This is a genomic window from Streptomyces sp. NPDC001848 (genome assembly GCF_042891915.1).
Taxonomy (GTDB): Bacteria; Actinomycetota; Actinomycetes; order Streptomycetales; family Streptomycetaceae; genus Streptomyces.
Genome location: NZ_JBIATP010000011.1, coordinates 227,477 through 252,599, shown reverse-complemented (window position 1 = coordinate 252,599; position 25,123 = coordinate 227,477). Strand labels below are relative to the sequence as shown.

Below are 25,123 nucleotides of genomic sequence, written 5' to 3'. Positions count from 1 at the left end.
GGAGGCCGTCAAGATGCCGAAATCGCCCGCGAAGGTTCTCGGCCTGCTTCAAACATCCGTTCAAGCGAGGGTGAATCGGGCGGACCCGAAAAGTCTTGGCATGGACACTTCCTGTCAACACGCGTAGCCGCTATGCCGGTTGTGGCAGAGATCCTGCTAAAGGGAGGTTCCATGAGACGTTCCCGATATGCGGCATATGTGAGTTCGCTTCTCCTCGCGCTCGGCCTCGCCCTGACCGGGACCGCCGTGGCGCAGGCGTCCCCCCTCGCAGCGGCCACCGGCTATGTGGCGCTCGGCGACTCCTACTCCTCCGGTGTCGGCGCCGGCAGCTACCTCAGCTCCGGCGGCGACTGCGACCGCAGCACGAAGGCCTATCCGTACCTGTGGCAGGCCGCGCACGCGCCTGCCTCGTTCAGCTTCATGGCCTGCTCCGGCGCCAAGACCACCGATGTGCTGAGCAGTCAGCTCGGCACCCTCGGCGCCGCCACCGGACTCGTCTCGATCACCATCGGCGGCAATGACGCGGGCTTCTCCGACGTCATGACGACCTGTGTGCTCCAGTCCGACAGCGCCTGCCTCTCCCGGATCGCCACGGCGAAGGCGTACGTCGACTCGACCCTGCCCGGCCGACTGGACACCGTCTACTCGGCGATCCGCGCCAAGGCCCCCTCGGCCCACGTCGTCGTGCTGGGCTACCCCCGCTTCTACCAGCTCGGTACCACCTGCCTCGGACTGTCCGGGACCAAGCGCTCGGCGATCAACGACGCAGCCGACCACCTCGACGCCGCCATCACCAAGCGCGCCGCCGACCACGGCTTCACCTTCGGCGACGTCCGCACCGCCTTCAGCGGCCACGAGATCTGCTCCGCAGACCCCTGGCTGCACAGCGTCAACTGGCTGAACATCGGCGAGTCCTACCACCCGACCGCGGCCGGCCAGTCCGGCGGCTATCTGCCGGTGCTGACCGGCGCGGTCTGACGGTCACGCGTCACGATGAAGAAGAGGGGGAGGCCCCTCCCGACGGGGTCGCCCCCTCACAGGTCACCGAGAACGGCACCGACTCCGACGTGACCTTCACCGGACTGCGCACCTCCACCCCGATCGCGTTCCGCACCGAACCGCCCTCCTCGTACGTGGTGACGATCACCTGACGCTGCTTGGTCTTCGCGTCACCCTCCGCGAAGGACAGCGTTTTCCAGCCGGGATCAGAGACCTGCCCCGTCTTCGTGACCCAGCGGTAGGACACGTCGACCGGAACGCTGCCCACCGTGAACGTGGCCGTGAACGAGGGCGTCTTGGCGTCCGGCGGCGGACAGGTCCCCGTGTAGTCGGTGTGTGCGCCCGTGACCGTCACCTGGACCGACTGGGCGGGCGGGCTCGTCGTACGACCGCCCCCGCTGCCGCTGCCGGCCGAGGTGCCGCCGGTGGGGGAGGCGGCCCGCGACGTGCTCGCCTCCGGGCTGCTCGCGGGCCCGCTGACCGTGCTGCCGTGCGGGGCCCCGCTGTTCGTACCGCCCGCGCCGTGCCGGGGCACCAGCGCGTACGTCAACCCCGCCACCGCCAGGACGAGCGCGGCCAGGCCCGCCACCAGCGCGAGGCCCGCCCTCCGGTTGCGGGGCGGCGGCTCGGACGGAGGGGAGAACACGGGCGCGGGCGCGGGCCGGGTCGCGGTCGGCGGGGGAAACGGGGCGGTGGGCGGCCGGGCGGGACCCGGGAACGCCGCGACCGTCGGCGTGTGGACCGCGGCACCCGTGCGCGGGGTGCCACCCGCCGCGACGATCCGCAGATCCTGCTCGGCCCGTTCCGCCGGGATCCGCTCGGCCGGCTCCTTGCGCAGCAGCCCCTCGATCACCGGCGCCAGCGGGCCCGCCCGGCGCGGCGGCGGCAGCTCCTCGTCGACGACCGCACGGAGCGTGCTCAGCGGAGTGTCGTGCCGGAACGGCGAGTTGCCCTCGACCGCCGCGTACAGCAGCACACCGAGTGACCACAGGTCGGACTCCGGTCCGGGCGTGCGCCCCAAGGCCCGCTCGGGCGCGAGGAATTCGGGGGAGCCGATGACCTCGCCGGTCATGGTGAGCGCGGAGCTGCCCTCGACCATGGCGATCCCGAAGTCCGTGAGGACCACCCGGCCGTCGTTCGCCAGCAGCACGTTGGCCGGTTTCACATCGCGGTGCAGCACCCCCGCGGCATGCGCGGCACGCAGGGCGGCCAGTACCTCGGCGCCGATGTGCGCGGCCCGCTGCGGGGAGAGGGGTCCCTCCGCGTCCAGCAGGTCGGACAGGGCGATGCCGCGGACCAGTTCCATCACGATCCAGGGGCGGCCGTCCTGGTGGGCCACGTCGTAGACCGTCACCACGTTCCGGTTCGCCACCCTGGCCGCCGCCCAGGCCTCCCGCTCCAGCCGGGTGTACATGCGCTCGACCTCCGGCGCGGGAAGCCCGGCCGGGGCGCGCACCTCCTTGACGGCGACCTCGCGGTGCAGGACGTCGTCACTGGCCCGCCACACCGTGCCCATACCGCCCTGACCGAGGGGGGCCAGCAGACGGTAGCGCCCGGCGATCACACGTTCACTGCCCGGTTCTTCGGACACGGGCGTCCCCCATTCGCATCCGTGCGATGTATCCACTCCGCGTCATTTCTCCCCAAAAGTAGCTCAACCGAGTGCGGATGCCGCCCCCTTGAACACCAGTCCGGCGCCCAGGGCGAGGACCACGAAAGCGGAACCGAGGGGCGCGGCCCTGCGCACCAGGGCGGCCGCCGGGTTCTGGGTCCAGCGCGGTCGCCGGTCCAGGAGACGGTTCATCCCGCTGCCCAGCTTCACGACGGCGACCCCCGCCGCGGTCAACGTCAGGGCGAGCCCGACGCCGTACGCGACGACGAGCAGCAGCCCGAACCAGGCCTGGCCGAGCGCTGCGGCCCCGACGAGGACGACGACGGCGGAGGGACTGGGCACCAGCCCGCCCGCGAAGCCGAGGAGGATGGTGCCGCGGAGGGTGGGGGCGGTGGGGTGCGTGTGGGGGATGCCGCCGTGGGTGTGGGTGTGACCGTGACCGTGGTGGTCGTGCTCGTGGTCGTGCTTGTGGGGGTGCCCGTGATCGTGCCCGTGCCCGTGCTTGTGGGAGTGCCCATGCCCGTGCCCGTGCCCGTGTCCTCGGTTGCGCCAGGCCCGGCGTACCAGGGACGCGCCCGCCAGGGTGACGAGGGCGCCGCTCGCCATCCCCAGCCAGGCGATCACCGACGGTGCCGCCGCGGAACCGGCGGTCACCAGCAGGCCCAGGGCGACCACCCCCAGGGTGTGGGTGACCGTCACCGACGCGGCCAGGGGAAGCACGTCCCGGAGCCTGGCCCGCCCCCCGCGGGCGGCCGCCGTCGCCGCCATCAGGGTCTTGCCGTGGCCCGGCGCCAGTGCGTGCATCGCACCGAGGCCGATGGCGACGACCAGGGCGAGCGCGGCGAAACCGAGCGTGAGGTGGTGGCGCGCGACCAGGTTGTCCAGCGCCCGGGTCCAGCGGTCCGCGCCGCGCGGAAGGATCGAGGCGGCGGGCGCGTCCCGCTGGTCGTCGGCCAGGGCGGGGCCGCCCGGGCGCACCCGGAGCGAGGCCTTGACGGTGTCGGCCGGTGAGGAGAGCAACTCCTTCGGGTAGCTGGTCAGTTCCTGGGACACGGACGTCTTCGGCACGTCGGAGGCGGTCAGCGTCATGCGGTCGCCGCGCGCGGTGATCTCCCGCCAGCCGGGCCCGGTGGTGGCGCCCGCGCTGTGGAAGCCGACGGTGAGGGTGTCGCCCTTGGGCAGCGGTGCGGTCAGCCGGCACTCCACGCGCAGGGTGTTGAGCCCCGCCTGCCCGGGGCGCAGCTGGGCGCGGCCGGTACGGACGCTGAGCGGGGCCGGGTGACCGCCGACCGTGAGCTCGCTGCCCTCGGCGGCCTTCGCGCACCGTTGACGGGCCCAAGCGGTGAGGCCGAGCCTGGTGATGTCGGGCTTTGCCTGGGTGGCGGGGATCTCGGCGAGGTCCTCGACGTGGTCGACACGCAGCTGCCCGGGGGCGGCGACCAGGCCGTCGTAGCGGTTGACGGTGAAGTTGCCGAGCGGGTGGGCGCTCGCGGTGCCGGCGGGGCCGAGGACGAGCGCGCAGAGGGCCGTGAGGACGGCCGCGCCCGAGGCGGCGATACGACGGGTGTTCACCGCATCGCCTCCAGGGCCTTACGGGCCTCGCGCGCGCCCAGCGGGGAGAAGCCGGGGTTCAGCTTCAGCGCGGCGGTGAGCGAGGCGCGGGCCTGGTCGGTATGACCGGTGGCGCGCTCGATCATGCCGCGGTGGTAGAGGAAGGCCGCGTTGCGGTAACCGGTGGCCGTGGCCTGGCGGGCGTAGGGAAGGGCTTCCTGGTCGCGGCCGTTGACGTGCAGGGCCCAGGCGAGGGCGTCGGCGGTGTGCACGGTGTGGCGTCGTGCCCACTCGGTGCGGGCGGCCTTCAGGGCGGCCACGCGGTCGCCGTGGTCGGCGGCGGCGAGAGCGGTGTCGAGGTCGGCGTTGACGCCGTTGGCGCGGGCCAGTGAGACCCAGGCGTCGACGAGGGCGTACTGGTCGCGGGCCTTGGCCGGGTCACCGGACGCGCCGCGCGCCTCGTACAACTCCCCCAGCTCCACGAGGGGCTGCGGCAGCGGATACCGCTCCACGACCTGCTCCATGCCGCGCACCGCGTCGGCGGTGTCGCCCTGGGCGGCCTGGGCGCGGGCGCGGCCCTCAAGGGCGGGGAGGTAGGTGTCGTCGGCGGCGAGGGCACGGGCGTAGAAGTCGAGGGCGGTCCGGTACTGGCCCTGGTTCCAGGCGAGCTGACCGAGCGCGGTCGCGACGTACGCGATGTCGCCGCGGGAGGTGGCCGTGGCCAGCGCCTGCTCCAGGACGCGGCGGGCGGTGCTCACGTCGCCGCGCAGTTCGTGGACGTAGGCGTAGCGGGTGAAGACCGGGACGCCGGGGTGGCGAGAGTCGGCCAGGTCGGCGGCCTTCGAGGCGTCGGCGTAGCGGCCGAGTTCGACCAGGGCGTCGATACGGGAGCACAGGGCGCGCTCGCTGTACGGGTTCTGCTTCAGGGCCTGGTCCGCGTGGTCGAGGGCGCCGGCGAAGTCGTGCCGGGCGGCGGCGAGGGCGGCGAGACCGGCGAGCGCGGCGTCGTTGTCGGGCCGGACCTGCAGCGAACGCTCCAGCGCGCGCTGGGCCTGCGGATAGCGGGCGGGATCGCCCTTGGTCCGGGCCTGCTCGACGTAGGCGAGACCGAGGGTGGCCCAGCTGCCGTAGTCACGGGGCTGGGCCCGGAGGTGCGCCTGCAGCGCTCGGATGCCGCTGTCGAGATCGCCGCCCGCGAGGAGCTCGGGCGACACCCCGCTGGGCGCCGAGGCGACCGGAGCCGTACCGCTGTCCCGCAGGGCCCCGACGACCACGGCACCGGCGGTGAGCGCGACGGCCAGGGAGGCGGCACAGACCGCGAGCTGCACGCCCCGCCACCGCCGCCCGGCAGCGGAGAGGCGGCGCACAGCGGCGACCCGCTCGTCGGCTGCGCCTGCGGACGGTGAGGTGGCAGAGGGCACGGCGGTGCCGTCGTCCGGTGGGGAGGGCGTGGCCCGTCCGCCCTGCGCGTCGGCCGAGGCGCTCTCCTCGGGCGTCGGCTCGGTCGTACCGGCCCCAGCCGCCCCCTCGGCCTTCGGCGCGGCCGGTACGGTGACCGGCTGGTCGTCGGGGGCGGACTCGGCTGCCGGCGCCGGAGCCGACCCCGTGTCGTCGGTTCGTTCGTCCGGCGCGTCGGCGCCCCCGGCGCCGAAGGCGCGCTCCCAGGCCTCCCTGACGGCCTGCTCGCGGTCGCCCTGGCCGGTCTCCGGCGCGTTGTCGTTCGTACCCGGGGACATGCCCTCTCCTCGATGTGCTGGGCGGAAAACGGGGTGGCGCGGCCCGCGCCGTGGGGGACGGGGAAGTACGGGCCGCGCCGGTTCGGGGACGGCGAGGGCCGTCAGTACGCGCGGTAGCGGGTGCGGCGGCGCCACCACATCACGGCGGTGCCGATCAGCAGGACGCCCGCGACGCCACCGGCGGCGGACGCCGCGACGAGGGTGGTGTTCGAGCCGTTCGAGCCTGTCGGCATCAGCCCGTCGGCCAGCTGGCTGCGCACGTTGTTGCCGTTGCCCTTCGCCAGGGGACCGCGCGACCCGGAGTTCGGCTCGGCCAGATACGGGAAGGAGTTCCCGAACTTCCCGTCGCTCACGTCGACCCCGTCGCTCAGGCCCGTCTTCTGGCCGACCAGGAAGCCCTCCATGACCTGCAGCGCCTCGTCGATCACGTCGTCGGTGAGCCGACGCCCGTTCGGGAAGCCCGCGTTGTCGCCGTCCAGCACGCCCAGCCGCTTCGGCTGCGCGGCCGGCTTGATCGAGGTGTTCAGGCGCAGTTCTTCCGACGGCCGCACGTTCGGCGGCTGGTTGAGCCCCTTCACGCCCTTCAGGAAGACCTCCACCAGGTCGTTGCGCGGCTCGGACGGCGCCTTGATCTTGTAGATCTGCTCGATGAGCTTCGGCAGCTCCGGGTTCGTCACGTTCTTCAGGAACCGGGCGTCGTCGTAGGGCTGGGACGCGTTGAACCTGTCCTTGTCCTTCTGCGGGTTGACGACCTCGTTCACCAGCGGGTTGCCCAGCCGCGAGACCTGCGAGTAGTAGCCCCGCGCGTCCCTGCGCTGGACCGTCGACCAGATGCCGACGACCGGCTGGTACTTCGACTCGGTGATCAGGTCGTTCGGCACCTGGAGGGCGAGGGAGTTGACGTTGTATCCCTTGAGCGTGTTGTTGCCGACCTCCGAGAGGTTCCCGCCGTACAGCAGGTCGAACACGCGCAGGTCGGCGAAGAACGGGTCGGCCGCCTGCCCGGCGAACGTCGTCGCGCCGCCCGCGAGCTTGTGCACCGCCTGGTCGCGCAGCTTGCCGTAGTCCGGCATCGACGCCTTGCCGACGTTCGACGGGGCCACCGGAACGTCGTCCGCGATCCTCGTCCGGTAGACGACCCTCTGCTTGCGCAGCTTGAGCAGATCGATGTCGTACGTCTGCGTGATGTTCAGGTTCGGGTCGTCGAGGCTCTTCACCGGACCCGTGTTGTAGAGGAAGGTGTTGCCGTTCTTCCGGTGGGTCTTGAAGGTGTAACGGAAGACCAGGTCGTCCTGTGCGTCACCGTTGTTGTCGACGTGCAGGTCGTACTGCGCGTCGTCCGCGAACGTGTAGAAGTTCGGACCGCCCGCCGGCTCCTCGAACGGGACGAAGTTCGCGATGATCGTCGTGGTGTCCGGCTTGTCCGGGCTGACGAACGCGTACAGGTCCGTGTTGTCGTACTGCGGCTGCCCCGAGATCAGCGGGGCCTCCCGGTGGGAGGAGGCGGAGGCCGCCCCCGGTTCCAGCGCGGTCACGCCGGCGGCCGCGAGCCCGCCCGCGGCCAACGCACCACAGATGAGGGTCGCGATACCCCTACGACTCACGCCGTTCCTGGAGATAGGTGTCATGCCGTCCGTCCTCGGTGCCAACTTGCCTGACGCAGAGGGATACGGAGCGACGGCCCAGGCGTCTTGGTCGAATCTGAAAAAACTTTTCGTGCCTGCTGGACCCGCGTTTCGGCCCCGCTGATCCGTATCCCCTCTGAAGGCGGGTCAGCAGCGAACGCCCAGTGGAGCGAGCATGCCGTGCACGGCGTCGGTGAGGGGGGTACGAGTGGAGGCGGACGAACTTCTGGTGCTCGTGGCCGGAGGCGACCAGAAGGCCTTCGAGGAGCTGTACGGACTGGTGTCCGGACCGGTGTTCGGCCTGGTCCGCCGGATCGTGCGGGACCCGGCGCAGTCGGAGGAGGTGGCGCAGGAGGTGCTGCTCGAACTGTGGCGCTCCGCCCCGAAGTTCGACCCCGGCCGCGGCAGCGCCCTGTCGTGGATCCTCACCCTCGCCCACCGCCGCGCCGTCGACCGGGTGCGCAGCGCCCGCGCGGCCGGCGAACGCGAGCAGCGCGAGGCCCGCCGCGCCCACCACCCCGCCTTCGACCAGGTCGCCGAGGAGGTGGAGGCCGGCCTGGAACGCGAGTGGGTGCGCCGCTGCCTGGACCGGCTCACCGCCCTGCAACGCCAGTCGGTCACGCTCGCCTACTACGACGGTTACACGTACCGTGAGGTGGCCGAGCGGCTCTCGCTGCCGCTCGGCACGGTCAAGACGCGGATGCGCGACGGACTCACCCGGCTGCGCCAGTGCCTGGGAGGCGTCGCATGAGCATCCTCGGCCGACTGCTGCGCCGCGAGGACCTGCACTCCCTGGCCGCGCCCTACGCGCTGGACGCCCTTGAGCCCGCCGAACGCCTCCGCTTCGAGAGGCACCTGAAGGGCTGTGACCGCTGCGCCGCAGAGGTGCGGGACCTGTCCGAGGACGCCGTGCGACTCGCCTGGTCCACCACGGCTCCGGCCCCGCCCGGCCTGCGCGACCGGGTCCTGACCGCCGTACGGAACACCCCGCAGGACCCCGCGCCCGCGCAGGAAGCGTCCCGCACCCATGAACGACACCTGCCCCCGCACGTCTGGGGCACGGCGCCCCCGCCACCGCGCACCCGTGCGCCCCGGCTACGCCCCCTGTTCGCCCCGCTGGCCACCGCCACGGCCGCGGCGGCCCTCGTCGTCGCCGCTCTCTTCGCCGTGCAGGCCACGCGGACGCAGGGCCAACTCGACGCCGAGCGTGCGCAGTCACGTGAGATCGCCCACGTTCTCGCCGCCCCGGACGCCCGCGCGATCAGCGACCGGGACGCCGGGGGCCGAGGAATCGGAGTGATCGCCTCCGCATCCGAGGGGCGCGCCGTCGTCACCCTTCGCGGACTGGGCGCACCGCCCGGCGGCCGGGTGCACCAGCTCTGGCTGATGCGCCCGGGCGTGCCACCGCGCTCCCTGGGGCTCTTCCAGGGCGACACGCCGCTGGTCGCGAGCGGTCTGACCAAGTCGGCGACGTCACTCGCCGTGACCGTCGAACCCGATGGTGGGTCACCTCAGCCCACTGGCCAGCCCGTTGTCCAACTCGCCCTGCAATCCATCGGTTTCGGAGGGTAGTCGTCAACGGTTCGTCAACGCCCTTACGGGGAAGGTGAATCCCGTGCCCTCGATACACGGGTGCCACGAGAGAGCGATAGGGTTACTCTGCCCGGGCCGGGTGGACTCGTACGGGTGGGGAGTGACATGGAACAGATAACAGTGCGCAGCAGGGCCAGGGTCCCTGCGATCACCTGCGGGAGCAGTGCGACCAGTTCGCGCCTCGACCGCCATCTCTCGGTGCTGGCCGGCCCCGCCGTCCCGCAGCGCGAGACGGCCGAGGCGACTTTGCTGATGCGTGAGCTCACCGCGCGTGACGCCGCGCACGGCCGCAGCAGCAGGGGCGGACGCATGAGTGGTGTCTCGCTCTTCGCGCCGCTGCGCCGGCTGCGTCGTTCGCTGTTCGGCGGGCGCTGAGCGTCACCCGCGTTCCTTCAGGGCCCGCGCTCAGGCCGCCACACCGTCCCGGCGCAGCGCTGCGATCTCCTCGTCCGTCATCCCCACGGCACGCAGCAGAGCCTCGGTGTGCTCCCCGAGCGCGGGCACGTCCCCCATCCGCGCCTGAGTACCGCCCGGCAGCGTGATCGGCGGCAGGAGCGCCCGCAGCGGCCCCACCGGCGTCCCCACCTCCCGCCACCGCTCCCGGGCCGCCAGCTGTGGGTGCTCCGCGACCTCGTACAGGTCCCTCAGGCGCGCGCAGGCGATGCCCGCGCCCTCCAGCCGGGCCATCGCCTCGTCGGCGTCCAGCGTGCCCAGCGCCTTGCCGACGAGCGTGTCCGTGCGGTCCCGGTGCGCGACCCGCGCCGCGTTCGTGGCGTACGCCGGGTCGTCCGCCAGCTCAGGCTGCCCGATCACCTGTTCGGCGAGCCGCCGCCACTCCCGGTCGTTCTGCACGGACAGCAGCACCCGCCCGCCGTCGGCCGTCGGATAGGCGTCGTACGGTGCGATGACCGCGTGCGCGAGACCGGTACGCGCCGGGGGAGTGCCGTCGTGCATCGCGTGGTGCAGCGGATGCCCCATCCACTCCGCCAGTGCCTCCAGCATCGAGACCTCCACCGGCCCGCCGCGCCCGGTGGCGCCCCGCCGCACGAGCGCCGCGAGCACGCCCGAGAACGCGTACATCGCCGCCGCGATGTCGGCCGCCGGGATCCCCGCCTTGACCGGCTGCTCGGGCGTCCCCGTCACGGACACGAGCCCTGCCTCGCACTGCACGAGCATGTCGTAGGCCCGCTTGTCCGCGTACGGCCCGAAGGAGCCGTACCCGGAGATGTCCACGGCGATCAGCCGCGGATGGGCGGCGCACAGCGTGGCCGCGTCCAGGCCGAGCCGGGCCGCGGCCCCCTGGGCGAGGTTCTGCACGAACACGTCCGCGTCCGCGACCAGGCGCCGTACGACGTCCAGCCCGCGCGGGTCCTTCAGATCCAGCGCGATCGACTCCTTGCCGCGGTTGCACCACACGAAGTGCGAGGCCAGGCCCCGGGCCGCGGTGTCGTAGCCACGCGCGAAGTCGCCGCCGTCGACCCGCTCGACCTTGATGACCCGGGCGCCGAGATCGGCGAGCTGGCGGGTCGCGAAGGGGGCCGAGACGGCCTGTTCGACGGCGACGACGGTGATGCCCTCCAGGGGCGGCGGGAGCAGGTCCATGGGGTGGATCATGACCCGCGGGCGGTGGCCTTGTCAGCAGGCGGTCACCGGGGACGTGCGTACCGGCGGACGGCGAGCGGTGCGAACACCGCGATCAGCACCGCGCACCAGGCGAGCGCTCCGGCGACCGGATGCGCCACCGGCCAGGCGGCGCCGGGCGGGACGGGGGCGTTCCCGAAGAGGTCCCGCAGGGCGGTGGTGACCGCGCTGATCGGGTTCCACTCGACCAGGGTGCGCAGCCAGCCGGGCATGCCGTCGGCGGGGATGTACGCGCTGGACAACAGCGGCAGCACGAAGGTCATGCTGGCCAGCTGGCCGGCCGCCTCCTCGTTCCGGGGCAGCAGCCCGAGGAGGATACCGGCCCAGGTGCAGGCGAACCGGAACAGCAGCAACAGGCCGAGCGCGCCCGCCGCCCGGGCCGCCGATCCCTCGACGCGCCAGCCCACCGCGAGGCCGACCAGCAGCAGCGGCACCATGCCGACCGCCGAGACGACCAGGTCGGCGACCGCCTGACCGAGCGGCACGGCCGCCCGGCTCATCGGCAGCGTGCGCAGCCGGTCCATCACTCCCCGGTGCGCGTCCTGGGAGGCCTGGAGCATCCCCGTGGTCACCCCGCCCGCGGCCGTGGCCGCCAGCAGCCCCGGGACCAGGAAGGACCGGTACTGCCCGCCGGGCATCGCGACCGCGCTGCCGAAGACGTACCCGAAGAACAGCAGCATGGTGATCGGCATCGTCTGCGTGAGGACCACCAGGCCCGGGTTGTTGCGGATCCGCTGCAGCTGCCGTCCCAGCATCGCGGTGCCGTCGTACGTCAGTGTGCTCATGCCGCGAGCTCCTTGCTGTCCGTGAGGTGGAGGAAGACGTCGTCGAGGGTCGGCGGCCTCAGGCTCGCGTCGAGCAGCGGCACGCCCGCCGTGTCGAGTGCGCGCACCAGGTGGGGCAGGGTGAGCGTCGGGTCCCGGGTGACGGCGCCGACGGCGCCTCGCTCGTGGTCCAGCGACGGCTCGGCCCCGGTCAGCCGGTCGAGGACGCCCGCCGCCTTCTCCATGAGGTCCGTGTCCATGACGACGACTTCCGCGTACACCCCGATGAGCGCCTTGAGTTCGGCCGGTGAGCCGGTGTGCGCGACGTGCCCCCGGTCCACCAGGGCGATGCTGTCGGCGAGTTGGTCGGCCTCCTCCAGGTACTGAGTGGTGAGCAGGACCGTCGTGCCCTCGGCGGTGAGAGCGCGCACGGCGTCCCAGATGCGGTTGCGGCTGGCGGGGTCCAGACCCGTGGTGGGCTCGTCCAGGAAGAGCACGTCGGGCCGGCGCACCAGGCTCGCCGCCAGGTCCAGCCGCCGCCGCATGCCCCCCGAGTAGCCGGACGCCGGTCGGTCGGCGGCCTCGGCGAGCCCGAACCGCTCCAACAGCTCGTTGGCCCGCGCCGCCGCGTCCCGCACCCGGTGCAGCCGGGCGAACAGCCGCAGGTTCTGTCGCCCGGTCAGGTCTCCGTCGACCGAGGTGTCCTGCCCGGTCACGCCGATCCTTCGGCGTACGGCCGCGGGCTCGCGCACCAGGTCGTGCCCCGCCACCCGCGCCGACCCGGCGTCCGGGCGCAGCAGCGTGGTCAGCAGCCGCACGGCCGTCGTCTTGCCCGCCCCGTTCGGCCCCAGCACCCCGCAGACCGTTCCCTCGGGGACCGCGAGGTCGAGGCCGCGCAGAGCGTGCACCTGCCCGAAACGCTTCTCCAGGCCCTCACTAAGTACAGTGTACGTAGTAGTCATGGGTCGACCATAGCGCACTACGTACGCCGTACGTAACTACGATGGTGGGCGAGGTGATGCACGATGGCGGGCCGAGCGGCCGAACCCCATGTGATCTGGGCGCGCCCCGAGCGCACGGGCCGCGGGCCGAAACCGGCGTACACCCGGTCCGACATCGCGGCCGCCGCGGTGCGCGTCGCGGACGCCGAGGGCCTGGACGCGGTCTCGATGCGACGCGTCGCCGCCGAACTGGGCTGCGGCACGATGTCCCTGTACAACTACGTCCCCCGCAAGGAGGACCTGTACGAGCTGATGATGGACGCCGTCGGCGGGGAGCACGAGCTGTGGGAGCCGTCGGGCGACTGGCGCGCGGACATGCTGCTCATGGCTCACCAGACCCGTGCCCTCATGCACCGGCACCCCTGGCTGCCGCGCCTGATCTCCGGCCACTACGGCTTCAGTCCCAATGCGCTGCGCTACCTCGAGCACTGCTTGCGCTCCCTGGAGCCGCTGGAGGCGAGTGCCGGGACGAAGCTGGAGCTCATCGCGATGGTGAACGGCGTGGTGACGACGGCCGTCGCCAACGAGCTCTCCGCGGCCGAGCGCGCCCGTACCCTGCCGTGGTCGGCGGAGCAGGAGCAGGCGGTCCGCATGGCCTACCTGGGCGGACAGCTCGCGACCGGCGCCTATCCACGCCTGGCCGCGGCCCTGACGCAGGCCGCCGGGCAGGTCGACCTGGACGAGGTGTTCCAGCGGGTGGTGGAACGGGTGCTCGACGCCTTCGAAGCAAGACCCTAGGGGCCGGACGTCAGATCAGCGCGAACTGTCCCTCCGGGCCCTCCTCGTGGTGGTCCAGCACGGAGGCCGGGCGGCGCGCCGCCTCCGGTACCGGGAGCAGCCCCGCCTCGCGCAGTTCGCCGGCGGTGATGGGTGCCGTGACGCCGAACTGTGCCTGTCGCGGCCGTACTTCGGCCAGAAGGGCCAGGATCGTGATGAGTTCCAGCAGCTCCGACGTCCAGGTCTGCGGCCAGGTCGCCGGGCGGATCGCCGTCAGCGCGCCCGGCTCCCCCTCCGCCGTACGGGCCGCGAACCACTGCTCCAGCACTCGGACACCGGCCACCTCGAAGTCCCAGGCCTCCGGTGGTACCGGTGCGATGCGGCCCTCGTCGAGATGCAGGGTCTCCTCGGTACGGTCGTAGTGGAGGGTCAGCGGCCGGGAGGGGAGTGGGGCGCGGACGTAGGGGCGGCGCCCGCCCGGGAGCTTCGGGCGTTCGCCGTCGCGGCGCATCAGCCACAGCACGCGCCGGCCCACCTCGACGCCCCGCGTCCAGAGATCGAGGTCCCCGGTGAGGGGGACGGTGAGCCCGGGGCGCACCGTCGCGACGATCCAGGCCAGGACGTCCACGGGAGCGGGGGAGTGGCCGAGGCGGGACGCCAGGTACTCCAGCAGGCCGGGGGCGAGGTTGGGTTCCTCGGCGCCGGGGCGGCGGTACAACGGGCGGATGCGGCCGGCGCGGAGCAGCGGCAGGAGGGACGTCGCGAGCAGGAGGGGCCCACCGCAGTCCGCGGCCGTCTCCACGGCGAAGATCTGGTGCTCGTCCGCCACCCGCCACAGCTCGGGCCGGGCGGCGTCGATCAGGCGGTGGTCGGGGATCAGCCACTGCTCGTCGAAGGGGGCGGACAGCACACGGATCGGCTCCGGACAGGGCCCCGAGGCGCGCACCAGCTTCTCCGTGCCGCTCGTCTGGCCCGGCAGCCGGCCGACCGCCGAGTGCAGCGTGCGCGAGCGCGTCGGCTCGAACAGAGCCTCACGGTCGGGGCCGTCGGCCTTCATGAGGGCGTCCCAGCGTGCCTTGAGGGACGCCGTGTCGGGGGCCGACGGCCAGGCACGGCCCGGCCGCAGGGGTGCGACGGACCACGGCATGAGGTCCGCGAGCAGCGGAGCGTCGTCGTGCGTCACGCTGGGCATCGTACGACGCGGTCAGGTGGCCTCGAGGGTGACCGTGAAGGAGAAACGGTCCCCCCGGTAGTGGATGACGGCCACGTCCAAGGCGCGCCCGTCGCCGTCGTAGGTCACCCCCGTGTAGTGCAGGATCGGGCTGAGCAGCGGGACTTGGAGGAGCTGGGCCGTCTCCGGGTCGGCGAGCCGGGCCTCCACGGTGTCCGTGATGCGGCTGATGTCCACGCCCACGACGTCCCGCAGCACCTTGGTCATCGGCCAGCGCACCAGGTCGTCCAGGTCGATGCGCTCGGCCAGTTCGGGACGGACGTAGTTGCGGGCGTGGTTGGTCGGCTCACCCGTCTTCTCGTCGCTGCGCAGCCGGTGGTACGTCGCCACCTCCCCCAGATCGGGGAAGTACTCGGTGAGTTCGCCCGGCACCGGGCGCCCGCCGTGGTCGAGCAGTTCCGTCGTCATGCCGGACTGCTGGGCGACGATCGCGTCCACCGAGCCGAGCAGCCGCACCGGGGCGCCCCTGTGCGCGCTGGGCTCGATGAACGTGCCGCGCCGGCGGTGGCGCGTGATCAGCCCCTCGTCCTCCAGCTCCTTCAACGCCTGCCGCATGGTCAGCACGCTGACCCCGTAGTGCCCCGCCAACTGCTCCTCGGTGGGCAGCCGCAGCGGGTCCCCGGGCGAGCGGCCGAGTATCGAGGCACGCAGCGACTGCGACACCTGGTACCAGAGCGGCAGCTTGCGGTTCAGGACGATCGAGTCGGGGGCGAAGGAGGTCACGGGCCCATCCGTACCGGTAGGGAATCCTCAGTGCAAGGGGCGGAAGTGGCGTTCGAGGCCCTGCCACACCTCGTCGTACCCCCGTTGCAGGTGCTCCGCCCGGGCCGCGTGCGGGGTGAGGGTGACCGGCCAGCGCGTCTCGAACATGAACGCCAGCCCGTCGTCGACCTTCTGCGGCCTGAGCTCGGCGGCGCTCGCCCTCTCGAACGTCTCCCGGTCCGGGCCGTGCGCCGACATCATGTTGTGCAGCGAGCCACCGCCCGGCACGAAGCCCTCCGCCTTGGCGTCGTAGGCGCCCTCGATCAGGCCCATGTACTCGCTCATCACGTTCCGGTGGAAGTACGGTGGCCGGAACGTGTCCTCACCCACCAGCCAGCGGGGCGCGAAGACCACGAAGTCGACGCCCGCCAGGCCGGGAGTGTCGGACGGGGACGTGAGCACCGTGAAGATGGACGGGTCCGGGTGGTCGTACGAGATGGTGCCGAGCACATTGAAACGGCGCAGGTCGTATATGTACGGCACATGGTTGCCGTGCCAGGCGACGACATCGAGCGGTGAGTGGTCGTAGGTGGCCGTCCAGAGGTTGCCGCAGAACTTGTTCACCACCTCCACCGGACCCTCGACGTCCTCGTACGCGGCGACCGGCGCCCGGAAGTCCCGGGCGTTGGCGAGGCCGTTGGCGCCGATCGGGCCGAGGTCGGGGAGGCGGAAGGATGCGCCGTAGTTCTCGCAGACATAGCCACGGGCGGACTCGTCCAGTAGCTCCACACGGAAGCGCACCCCACGCGGGATCAGCGCCACATGGCCGGGCTCCCCATGCAGCAGCCCGAACTCGGTGTGCAGCAGCAGTCCTCCCCGCTCCGGGACGATCAACAGCTCGCCGTCCGCGTCGCTGAAGACCCGCTCCATGGAGGCGTTGGCGTGGTACAGGTGCACGGCCATGCCGGTGCGCTGGGTGGCGTCCCCGTTGCCGCCGAGGGTCCACAGGCCGGCCAGGAAGTCGGTGCCGGGCTCCGGCCCGGGCAGCGGGTTCCACCGCAGCCGGTTCGGGTCGGGCACCGTCTCGGTGAAGGGTGCCGTGCGGATCGTGCCGTTGTCCGTGCGGGTGAACGCGGGGTGCGCCGCCGAGGGGCGGATCCGGTACAGCCACGAGCGGCGGTTGTGTGCCCTCGGCTCGGTGAACGCCGTACCGCTCAGCTGCTCCGCGTACAGCCCGAGCGGGGCGCGCTGCGGCGAGTTGCGGCCCTCGGGCAGGGCGCCCGGGACCGCCTCCGAGCTGTGCTCGTTGCCGAACCCGGAGAGATAGGACAGCCCCTCCGCGGTCTTCCTCGCGTCCCCGCTCATCACCGCTCCTTCGTCACTGATTCCTATGCATCACCGTAGGATTCGGCGGACGGGTGCGCAAGGGGGAGGGGCGGAGCGGAGGTGGTGCGGCGGGTGGAGGCCGGGCCGAGTGCAACCGTCGGGGGACACGAGAACCCGACTTGAGGGGGATCCGGGCGCGCCGAGGGCGCAATACGCTCTCCGGCATGTCGTGGACGCGCGGACTGCTCGTCGCGCTCGCGGTGGGTGCCCTGCTCGGCGGCTCGGCGGGCTGCGCCTCCAGCGAGGCGCACGAGCGCAAGGGCGAGGTGTCGGCCTCGCCGGTGGGCAAGGTGCTGGACGACACGGACGAGGAAGGGCGGCACTACCGTGAGATCGACAAGAAGGACGCGCCCCAGGTGGGGGTCGAGGTACAGCCGGCCTCCGGCGGCACCTGGGACGTGCGGCTGACGGTCCGCCGCTTCCACTTCTCCGCTCCCGGTGCACGCCCGGTGGCCGTGGCGGGACGCGGTACGGCCCGGCTCTACCTGGACGGCCGCGCGCTGACCCGGCTGCGCACCCCCGACTACCACCTGCCCGGCCGGCTGGTGCCGCGCGGCACACACCACGTCACGGCCCGGCTGTACGCGGACGACCAGACGGTGTGGGCGGTGCACGGCAAGCCGGTGGAGAGCACGGCGGACATCACGGCCTCCGGGGCGGAGGGGACCGGGGCGACGGGGCGCCCGGCGTCCGCCACGGAGGGCACGTCGGGCCCGCCGTCCGGCGCGAGGCACCCAGCGGGCCGCGCGCGCACGGGATGAACCCCGCGTACCTCCGATGAGTGCAGAGGCCACCGAATCCCGTACACAGAGGCGAGGTTCACCTGCACCCGGCGGAAAGGCATGATGAAGCCCGTGCCCCACGCGACATCGCTGCGCCGCGCGCCCGTCCAGCGCCGTAGCGCCGAACGACTGACCAGAATCCTCGACGCCTGCGCCGACCTGCTCGACGAGGTCGGTTACGACGACCTCAGCACCCGGGCCGTGGCCCTGCGCGCGGGCGTCCCCATAGGCTCCGTCTACCGCTTCTTCGGCAACAAGCGGGCCATGGTCGACGCTCTGGCCGAACGCAATCTGGAGCGCTACACCGAGCGCGTCACCCACCGCCTGGCCGAGGCGGACGGTGAGGGCGGCTGGCGCACCGCCATGGACGCCATGCTCGACGAGTACCTGGACATGAAGCGCACGGCGCCCGGGTTCTCCCTCGTCGACTTCGGCAACCAGATCCCGGTCGGCACCCGCCACGCCGAACCCAACCACCGCGTCGCCGACCGCCTGACCGAACTGCTGTCGGCATACCTCGGCCGGGAACCGGACGAGGCCCTGCGCCGCACGCTGCTGGTCGCGGTGGAAACCGCGGACACCCTGGTCCACCTGGCCTTCCGGGTGTCCCCGGAGGGAGACGGAGGGATCATCGCGGAGATGCGGGAGCTGCTGCGGGCGTATCTGGGGAAGGCGTTGGACTGACCCACTGTGGTGGGCGTCACCGTGCGGCCCGAGGGCTCCCCAGCGTGCATACCGGTCGGTATGCTCACCCCGTTCGTGCGTCACCGCCGTCGCCGTCCCACCGGGAGGACCCGTGCCCCGCACCGCCCTGCGTATCTGCCCCCTCTGCGAGGCCACCTGCGGGCTGACGCTCACCATCGAGGGCACCCGGGTCACCGGCGCCCGCGGCGACCGGGAGGACGTGTTCAGCAAGGGGTTCGTCTGCCCGAAGGGCGCCTCGTTCGGGGCCGCCGACGGCGACCCGGACCGGTTGCGCGGGCCCCTCGTGCGCCGGGACGGGGAGTTGCGCGAGGCCACCTGGGAGGAGGCGTTCGACGCCGTCGCCGCCGGGCTGCGGCCGGTCGCCGAGCGGTACGGGCCGCACGCCGTCGGCGTGGTCCTGGGCAACCCCAACGTGCACACGATGGCCGGCGGTCTCTACCCGCCGGTCCTGCTCGCCGGGCTCGGCACCCGCAGTGTCTTCACCGCCTCCACGCTGGACCAGATGCCCAAGCACGTCTCCAGCGGGCTCCTCTACGGCGACGCGAACGCCATCCCGGTGCCCGACCTCGACCGCACCGACCACCTGCTGCTCATCGGCGCCAACCCCCTCGAATCCAACGGCAGTCTGTGCACCGCCCCCGACTTCCCCGGCCGGCTCAAGGCCCTCAAGGCCCGCGGCGGCACCCTCACCGTGATCGACCCCCGCCGCACCCGCACCGCCCGGCTCGCCGACCGGCACGTCGCGATCCGCCCCGGCACCGACGCGCTGCTGCTTGCGGCGATGGCGTACGTCCTGTTCGAGGAGGATCTGGTCGACCTCAAGGACCTCGCCCCGCATGTCCAGGGAGTCGACGAACTGGCCGCGGCCATACGGGACTTCACCCCCGAGGTCGCCGCCACGGCGTGCGACGTCGACGCCGGCACCATCCGCACCCTCGCCCGCGAGCTCGCCGCCGCCCCCACCGCCGCCGTATACGGCCGCATCGGCAGCTGCACCGTTCCGCACGGCACCCTCGCCAGCTGGCTCGTCGACGTCCTCAACGTCCTCACCGGCAACCTCGACCGGCCCGGTGGCGCTCTCTTCCCGCTGTCGGCCACCGACAGGACGCCCCGGCCCGCCGGACCCGGCCGCGGGTTCGCGCTCGGCCGCTGGCACTCCCGGGTGAGCCGGCACCCCGAGGCCAAGGGCGAGCTGCCGATCTCCGCGCTCGCCGAGGAGATCGACACCGCCACCGACGAGGGCAGCCCGATCCGCGCCGTCATCGCGATCGCCGCCAACCCCGTGCTCTCCGCTCCGGACGGCGACCGCCTGGACAAGGCGCTCGGCTCGCTCGACTTCATGGTCAGCGTCGACCCGTACCTGAACGAGACCTCGCGCCACGCGCACGTCGTGCTGCCGCCGCCCCCGCCCTCCCAGGCGCCGCACTTCGACTTCGCCTTCAACACCCTCGCCGTGCGCAACCAGGTCCGCTACACCCGCGCCGCCGTCCCGCTGGAACCCGGCCGCATGGCCGAGACCGAGATCCTCGCCCGGCTGATCCTCGCCGCTACGGGCATGCATGGCGCCGACCCGTCCGCCGTCGACGACCTCGTCATCGGCCAGACCCTCGGCAAGGCCGTCACCGAGGCCCACTCGCCCGTCCACGGCCGGGACCCGCAGGAGCTCGCCGCGCAGCTCAGCGGCGAGAGCGGCCCCGAGCGGCGGCTCGACATGATGCTGCGCCTCGGCCCCTACGGCGACGGGTTCGGCGCCCGGCCCGACGGGCTCACCCTTCAGAAGCTGCTCGCCCACCCGCACGGCATCGACCTCGGCCCCCTCGAGCCCCGGCTGCCGCAGCCGCTGAAGACCGTCAGCGGCAGGGTCGAGCTGCTGCCGGGGCCCATCGTGGACGACCTGCCGCGCCTGCGGCAGGCACTGAGCGAGCGCGCCGACGGGCTCGTCCTCGTCGGGCGGCGCCATCTGCGGTCCAACAACAGCTGGCTGCACAACGTGCCCGCCCTCACCGGGGGCTCCAACCGCTGCACCCTGCACATCCACCCCGAGGACGCCGAGCGGCTGGGACTCGTCGACGGCGCACCCGTACGGGTCAAGGGCGCCGGAGGAGCGGTCACCGCGCCCGTCGAGATCACCGACGGTATCCGGCCCGGTGTCGTCAGCCTTCCGCACGGCTGGGGCCACGACCGGCCCGGCACCCGGATGAGCCACGCCGCCCTGGACCCCGGCGTGAACGTCAACCAGCTCCTCGACGGCAGTCTGCTCGACCCGTTGTCGGGCAACGCGGTGCTCAACGGCGTGCCCGTCGAGCTCGCTGCACTGCCCACACCGCGCTGACCACGAATTTTGCGCTTATTGCTCGCATGTCAACGTCTTGTTAACCGTTCTTGACCGCACTTGACGTCAACGCCACTCCCGGCCCCCGCGGGGCAGTTCAAGGGCGAACGTCAGGTAATCCACTCGTGCTGACCATCCTCGGCTTCGTCATGATCGCGACCTTCCTGGTCCTGATCACGATGAAGAAGATGTCGCCGATCGCGGCGCTCGTGCTGATCCCCGCGCTGTTCTGCGTGTTCGTCGGCAAGGGCGCCAAGCTCGGCGACCGCGTCATCGACGGCGTCACCGGCCTCGCTCCCACCGCGGCGATGCTGATGTTCGCGATCGTCTACTTCGGTGTGATGATCGACGTCGGTCTCTTCGACCCGGTCGTGCGGGGCATCCTGCGCTTCTGCGAGGCCGACCCGCTCCGCGTCGTCGTCGGCACGGCGGTGCTCGCCGCGATCGTCTCGCTGGACGGTGACGGCTCGACCACCTTCATGATCACAGTCTCGGCGATGTACCCGCTGTACAAGCGCCTGAAGATGAGCCTCGTCGTGATGAACGGTGTCGCCGCGATGACCAACGGCGTGATGAACACCCTGCCCTGGGGCGGCCCCACCGCCCGCGCCGCGACCGCGCTGAAGCTGGACGCCAGTGACATCTTCGTGCCGATGATCCCGGCCCTCGCCGTGGGCCTGCTGGGCGTCAGTCCAGCCCGCTGGTGCCCGCCGTCTACGTCCTCGTCGGCATGGCCAAGGTCGAGTTCGGCGAGCACACGCGGTTCGTGGTCAAGTGGGCCGCGCTGACATCGCTGGTGGTCCTCGGGGCAGGAATCCTGTTCGGCATCATCTGATCACTCGCTGTCCGATCATCCGTCCGATCATCCGTCCGATCATCCGTCCGGTCGCTCGTCCGGTCATTCGTCCGATCACTCCTTGGAGGACGTCGCATGGGGCCCGGTGGGAACCGCGGCTGGCTGCTCCGCCTCGTCATCGCCTTCGGTTTCGCGCAGGGGGCGGTGTCGATGGCCCGGCCCGCCGTCTCCTACCGGGCCCTCGCGCTGGGCGCCGACGACCGGGCGGTCGGTGTCATCGCCGGTGTGTACGCGCTGCTGCCGCTGTTCGCCGCCGTACCGCTGGGCCGCCGTACGGACCACGGCCGGTGCACGCCCCTGCTGCTGACCGGGGTGGTCCTGATCTCCGGAGGCTGCGTGCTCAGCGGCGTCGCGGACTCCCTCGGCGCGATGGCGGCGTGGAGCGGGGTGATGGGCCTCGGCCACCTCTGCTTCGTCATCGGGGCCCAGTCGATCGTGGCCCGCCGGTCCGAGCCCCACGAACAGGACCGGAACTTCGGCCACTTCACCATCGGCGCCTCCCTCGGGCAGCTCGTCGGTCCCGTCGCCGCCGGTGCCCTGATCCACGGCCCGGACCGGGCGGCCACCAGCGCGCTCGCCCTGCTGGTGGCGGGGGCGGGCGCCGCGGTCGCGTTCGCCTCCCTGTGGCGCATCGAGCGCGGTACGGCCACGACGGCCCGTACCGCGCGCGGCGACCGCGTCCCCCTGCGCGGCATCCTGCGCGCCCGGGGCGTACCGGCCGGCATCTTCATCAGCCTCGCCGTGCTGTCGGCGACGGACATCCTCACCGCGTACCTACCCGTCGTCGGCGACCACCGCGGTATCGCCCCCTCGGTCGTCGGTGTGCTGCTGAGCCTGCGCGCGGCGGCCACCATCGCCTGCCGCCTGGTCCTCACCCCGCTGCTGCGACTGCTCGGCCGGACCGTTCTGCTCGCCCTGACCTGCCTGGTGGCGGCGCTGCTGTGCGCCGGGATCGCGCTGCCGGTGCCGGTCTGGGCGCTCGGCGCGATGCTCACCGTCCTCGGGTTCTGTCTGGGCGTCGGGCAGCCGCTGTCCATGACGACCGTCGTGCAGGCCGCGCCCGACGACGCGCGCTCCACCGCTCTCGCCCTGCGGCTGACCGGCAACCGCCTCGGCCAGGTCGCCGCGCCCGCCGCCGCGGGCCTGGTGGCCGGGGTGGCCGGTGTGGCCGCGCCGTTCGTGATGCTCGGCGCGTTGCTGCTGCTCTCCGCGGGGATCGGAGTGCGCTCGCCCGCGAGAGAGCCGCACGGAGCGGACTCGTCCGTGCGGCGGGGCACCGCGGCCGGCCGGACCTGAAACGGCCTCCGGTCTCACTGCCGGAGCCCCCTGGCGCGGCAAAACTACCGGCGCTAGTTTGGGGCGCGGACGACGCTGCCCGCCCGGGAGGAAGACGATGAAGGCACATGACGGCTTGTACATCGACGGCGCCTGGCGCCCCGCCGTCGGCGCGGACACCATCGAGGTCGTGAACCCGGCCGACGAGCAGGTCATCGGCCACGTCCCGGCGGGCACCGCCGAGGACGTCGACGCCGCCGTACGCGCCGCCCGCGCCGCTCTCCCCGCATGGGCCGCCACCACCCCGGTCGAGCGGGCCGCCCGGCTCACCGCCCTGCGGGACGTGCTCCTCGCACGCCGGGACGAGATCGCCGAGACCGTGACGGCGGAGCTGGGCTCCCCGCTCCCGTTCTCACAGAACGTGCAGGTCGGCCTGCCGATCGCGGTCGCGGGATCGTACGCCGACCTGGCCGCGGCGTACCCCTTCGAGGAGAAGGTCGGCAACTCCACCGTCTACCAGGAGCCGGTCGGCGTCGTCGGCGCCATCACCCCCTGGAACTACCCCCTGCACCAGATCGTCGCCAAGGTCGCTCCGGCGCTGGCGGCGGGCTGCACGGTCGTGCTCAAGCCGGCCGAGGACACCCCGCTGACCGCCCGGCTCTTCGCTCGGGCCGTCCACGAGGCGGGCGTACCGGCCGGGGTCTTCAACCTGGTCACCGGTCTCGGCCCGGTCGCCGGGCAGGCGCTCGCCGAGCACCCGGGCGTCGACCTGGTCTCCTTCACCGGCTCCACGGCGGTCGGCCGGCAGATCGGTGCCACGGCGGGAGCGGCCGTGAAGAAGGTCGCCCTGGAACTGGGCGGCAAGTCCGCTAACGTCATTCTGCCGAGTGCGGACCTCGCCAAGGCGGTCAACGTGGGTGTCGCGAACGTCATGTCCAACTCCGGCCAGACGTGCAGCGCGTGGACCCGGATGCTGGTGCACCGGGACCGGTACGAGGAGGCGGTCGAGCTCGCCGCGACCGCCGCGGCGAAGTACGGGGACCGCATCGGCCCGGTGGTGAACGCCAGGCAGCAGGCGCGGGTGCGCGGTTACATCGAGAAGGGCATCTCGGAGGGCGCCCGGCTGGTCGCGGGCGGCCCCGATGCACCCCGGGAACGCGGCTACTTCGTGCAGCCGACCGTCTTCGCCGACGTCACCCCGGAGATGACGATCGCACAGGAGGAGATCTTCGGCCCCGTGCTGGTGATTCTCCCCTACGAGGACGAGGAGGACGCCCTGCGGATCGCCAACGGCACGGTGTACGGGCTGGCCGGCGCCGTATGGGCCGGGGACGACGCGGAGGCGGTCGCGTTCGCGCGGCGCATGGAGACCGGACAGGTCGACATCAACGGCGGACGCTTCAACCCCCTCGCACCCTTCGGCGGTTACAAGCAGTCCGGGGTCGGCCGCGAGCTGGGCGCGCACGGCCTCGCCGAGTACCTGCAGACCAAGTCCCTCCAGTTCCAGGAGCGTTGAGCCAGATGGTCGTCCGTGCCGCTGTCCTGCCCGCCGTCGACGCCCCGCTGGAGGTCACCGGGATCGAGCTGCCCGAGCCGGCCCCCGGCCAGGTCCGGATCCGGCTGGCCGCCGCCGGGGTCTGCCACTCCGACCTGTCCCTGTCCAACGGCACCATGCGGGTACCGGTGCCCGCCGTCCTCGGTCACGAGGGTGCGGGCACGGTGGTGTCCGTCGGCGAGGGCGTCACCCATGTCGCCCCCGGTGACGGCGTGGTCCTCAACTGGGCGCCGTCCTGCGGGAGGTGCCACGCCTGCGCACTGGGCGAGGTGTGGCTGTGTGCGAACGCCCTCACCGGCGCCGCCGACGTCTACGCCCACCGCGCGGACAACGGCGCGGACCTGCACCCCGGCCTGAACGTGGCCGCCTTCGCGGAGGAGACCGTGGTGGCGGCGTCCTGCGTGCTGCCGGCCCCGGAGGGCGTGCCGCTGACCGACGCGGCCCTGCTCGGCTGCGCCGTCCTCACCGGATACGGGGCCGTGCACCACGCGGCCAAGGTGCGGCCGGGGGAGACGGTCGCCGTGTTCGGTGTCGGCGGGGTGGGCCTGGCGACCCTCCAGGCGGCGCGGATCGCGGGCGCCGAGAGGATCGTCGCGGTGGACGTGTCCCCCGTGAAGGAGGAGTTGGCGCGCCGGGCGGGCGCGACGGACTTCCTGCTCGCCTCCGACACCACGCCCCGGGAGATCCGCGGTCTCACCGACAAGCAGGGCGTCGACGTGGCGGTGGAGTGCGTGGGCCGGGCGGCCACCATCCGCGCCGCCTGGGACTCCACCCGCCGCGGCGGCCGTACGACGGTCGTCGGCATCGGCGGCAAGGACCAGCAGGTCACCTTCAACGCCCTGGAGATCTTCCACTGGGGCCGCACCCTGACGGGCTGCGTCTACGGCAACTCCAACCCGGCCGAGGACCTGCCGGTCCTGGCCGAGCACGTCCGGGCGGGCCGCCTGGACCTGGGTGCGCTGGTGACGGAACGGATCGCGCTGGAGGGCATCCCGGCCGCCTTCGAGAACATGCTGGCGGGCAAGGGCGGCCGGGCGCTGGTCGTGTTCTAGTGCCGGTT

At 72.7% G+C, this 25,123-nt stretch carries 21 protein-coding genes and 1 pseudogene; 12 read left to right on the top strand and 10 right to left on the bottom strand.

Translation table 11 applies throughout. From position 1 onward, the window contains the following. Positions 1–171: 171 nt before the first annotated feature. The gene (locus ACFYZJ_RS23955; RefSeq protein WP_388571099.1) at positions 172–978 is read left to right on the top strand and encodes an SGNH/GDSL hydrolase family protein; all 807 of its coding nucleotides are present in this window, start codon (positions 172–174) and stop codon (positions 976–978) included. A 10-nt stretch (positions 979–988) separates the two neighbouring features. On the opposite strand, the gene ACFYZJ_RS23950 is transcribed toward ACFYZJ_RS23955, so the two are convergent. The 4 genes from ACFYZJ_RS23950 to ACFYZJ_RS23935 all read right to left on the bottom strand — a co-directional run bounded on the left by ACFYZJ_RS23950 (position 989) and on the right by ACFYZJ_RS23935 (position 7,526). After that, positions 989–2,590 (bottom strand): serine/threonine-protein kinase, encoded by a 1,602-nt coding sequence (locus ACFYZJ_RS23950; RefSeq protein ID WP_388571097.1) that lies wholly within the window; start codon positions 2,588–2,590, stop codon positions 989–991. Positions 2,591–2,653: 63 nt separating this feature from the next. Continuing rightward, complete coding sequence (locus ACFYZJ_RS23945) at positions 2,654–4,183, bottom strand: sulfite exporter TauE/SafE family protein (RefSeq protein WP_388571095.1); 1,530 nt, start codon at positions 4,181–4,183, stop codon at positions 2,654–2,656. Next, the gene (locus ACFYZJ_RS23940) at positions 4,180–5,898 is read right to left on the bottom strand and encodes a tetratricopeptide repeat protein (protein WP_388571093.1); all 1,719 of its coding nucleotides are present in this window, start codon (positions 5,896–5,898) and stop codon (positions 4,180–4,182) included. Before ACFYZJ_RS23940 ends, ACFYZJ_RS23945 begins: the two co-directional genes overlap by 4 nt. A 101-nt stretch (positions 5,899–5,999) precedes the next feature. Beyond that, positions 6,000–7,526 carry a DUF4331 domain-containing protein gene (locus ACFYZJ_RS23935; protein ID WP_388571092.1) on the bottom strand — a complete coding sequence of 509 codons (1,527 nt, stop codon included), beginning with the start codon at positions 7,524–7,526 and terminating at the stop codon, positions 6,000–6,002. A gap of 205 nt (positions 7,527–7,731) precedes the next feature. Between ACFYZJ_RS23935 and ACFYZJ_RS23930 the strand changes: the two genes are divergently transcribed. The 3 genes from ACFYZJ_RS23930 to ACFYZJ_RS23920 all read left to right on the top strand — a co-directional run bounded on the left by ACFYZJ_RS23930 (position 7,732) and on the right by ACFYZJ_RS23920 (position 9,491). Further along, a complete protein-coding gene (locus ACFYZJ_RS23930; protein WP_388571091.1) occupies positions 7,732–8,274 on the top strand; it encodes a sigma-70 family RNA polymerase sigma factor in 543 nt (180 codons plus the stop codon). Further along, positions 8,271–9,095 (top strand): anti-sigma factor domain-containing protein, encoded by an 825-nt coding sequence (locus tag ACFYZJ_RS23925; protein ID WP_388571089.1) that lies wholly within the window; start codon positions 8,271–8,273, stop codon positions 9,093–9,095. Before ACFYZJ_RS23930 ends, ACFYZJ_RS23925 begins: the two co-directional genes overlap by 4 nt. 126 nt (positions 9,096–9,221) lie before the next feature. Beyond that, positions 9,222–9,491: a hypothetical protein gene (locus ACFYZJ_RS23920; protein ID WP_388571087.1), complete on the top strand. Its 270-nt coding sequence runs from the start codon at positions 9,222–9,224 to the stop codon at positions 9,489–9,491. A gap of 30 nt (positions 9,492–9,521) precedes the next feature. On the opposite strand, the gene ACFYZJ_RS23915 is transcribed toward ACFYZJ_RS23920, so the two are convergent. From ACFYZJ_RS23915 to ACFYZJ_RS23905, 3 genes are read right to left on the bottom strand one after another with little or no spacing between them, the layout of a single operon-like run. Beyond that, entirely contained in the window at positions 9,522–10,718 is a 1,197-nt protein-coding gene (locus ACFYZJ_RS23915) for a CaiB/BaiF CoA transferase family protein (protein ID WP_388571085.1), read from the bottom strand. A 44-nt stretch (positions 10,719–10,762) separates the two neighbouring features. Then, positions 10,763–11,542: an ABC transporter permease gene (locus tag ACFYZJ_RS23910; protein ID WP_388571084.1), complete on the bottom strand. Its 780-nt coding sequence runs from the start codon at positions 11,540–11,542 to the stop codon at positions 10,763–10,765. After that, positions 11,539–12,483: an ATP-binding cassette domain-containing protein gene (locus ACFYZJ_RS23905; protein WP_388571083.1), complete on the bottom strand. Its 945-nt coding sequence runs from the start codon at positions 12,481–12,483 to the stop codon at positions 11,539–11,541. The genes ACFYZJ_RS23910 and ACFYZJ_RS23905 overlap by 4 nt, the downstream gene beginning before the upstream one ends. 63 nt (positions 12,484–12,546) lie before the next feature. Between ACFYZJ_RS23905 and ACFYZJ_RS23900 the strand changes: the two genes are divergently transcribed. Continuing rightward, positions 12,547–13,260, top strand: coding sequence for a TetR/AcrR family transcriptional regulator C-terminal domain-containing protein (locus tag ACFYZJ_RS23900; protein ID WP_388571081.1), 714 nt, complete (start codon positions 12,547–12,549; stop codon positions 13,258–13,260). Between the two features lie 10 nt (positions 13,261–13,270). On the opposite strand, the gene ACFYZJ_RS23895 is transcribed toward ACFYZJ_RS23900, so the two are convergent. From ACFYZJ_RS23895 to hmgA, 3 genes are read right to left on the bottom strand one after another with little or no spacing between them, the layout of a single operon-like run. After that, entirely contained in the window at positions 13,271–14,431 is a 1,161-nt protein-coding gene (locus tag ACFYZJ_RS23895; RefSeq protein ID WP_388571080.1) for a type ISP restriction/modification enzyme, read from the bottom strand. Between the two features lie 12 nt (positions 14,432–14,443). Continuing rightward, the gene (locus tag ACFYZJ_RS23890; RefSeq protein ID WP_388571079.1) at positions 14,444–15,193 is read right to left on the bottom strand and encodes a GntR family transcriptional regulator; all 750 of its coding nucleotides are present in this window, start codon (positions 15,191–15,193) and stop codon (positions 14,444–14,446) included. Positions 15,194–15,220: 27 nt separating this feature from the next. Continuing rightward, positions 15,221–16,537 carry a homogentisate 1,2-dioxygenase gene (hmgA, locus tag ACFYZJ_RS23885; RefSeq protein ID WP_388571077.1) on the bottom strand — a complete coding sequence of 439 codons (1,317 nt, stop codon included), beginning with the start codon at positions 16,535–16,537 and terminating at the stop codon, positions 15,221–15,223. Between the two features lie 185 nt (positions 16,538–16,722). Between hmgA and ACFYZJ_RS23880 the strand changes: the two genes are divergently transcribed. The 7 genes and pseudogenes from ACFYZJ_RS23880 (at position 16,723) to ACFYZJ_RS23850 (ending at position 25,115) form a co-directional block, all read left to right on the top strand. Further along, positions 16,723–17,319, top strand: a complete 597-nt coding sequence (locus ACFYZJ_RS23880) for a hypothetical protein (protein WP_388571076.1) — start codon at positions 16,723–16,725, stop codon at positions 17,317–17,319. Positions 17,320–17,403: 84 nt separating this feature from the next. Beyond that, positions 17,404–18,024: a TetR family transcriptional regulator gene (locus ACFYZJ_RS23875; protein WP_388571227.1), complete on the top strand. Its 621-nt coding sequence runs from the start codon at positions 17,404–17,406 to the stop codon at positions 18,022–18,024. 112 nt (positions 18,025–18,136) lie between these two features. After that, positions 18,137–20,377 carry a molybdopterin oxidoreductase family protein gene (locus ACFYZJ_RS23870; protein ID WP_388571074.1) on the top strand — a complete coding sequence of 747 codons (2,241 nt, stop codon included), beginning with the start codon at positions 18,137–18,139 and terminating at the stop codon, positions 20,375–20,377. 125 nt (positions 20,378–20,502) lie between these two features. Further along, positions 20,503–21,066: pseudogene (locus ACFYZJ_RS23865) on the top strand (SLC13 family permease); the annotation flags it as partial. Positions 21,067–21,308: 242 nt separating this feature from the next. Then, positions 21,309–22,529: an MFS transporter gene (locus tag ACFYZJ_RS23860; RefSeq protein ID WP_388571072.1), complete on the top strand. Its 1,221-nt coding sequence runs from the start codon at positions 21,309–21,311 to the stop codon at positions 22,527–22,529. Between the two features lie 97 nt (positions 22,530–22,626). Then, a complete protein-coding gene (locus ACFYZJ_RS23855; RefSeq protein WP_388571070.1) occupies positions 22,627–24,024 on the top strand; it encodes an aldehyde dehydrogenase family protein in 1,398 nt (465 codons plus the stop codon). A 5-nt stretch (positions 24,025–24,029) separates the two neighbouring features. Next, the gene (locus ACFYZJ_RS23850; RefSeq protein ID WP_388571225.1) at positions 24,030–25,115 is read left to right on the top strand and encodes a Zn-dependent alcohol dehydrogenase; all 1,086 of its coding nucleotides are present in this window, start codon (positions 24,030–24,032) and stop codon (positions 25,113–25,115) included. The last annotated feature ends 8 nt before the right edge of the window (positions 25,116–25,123 follow it).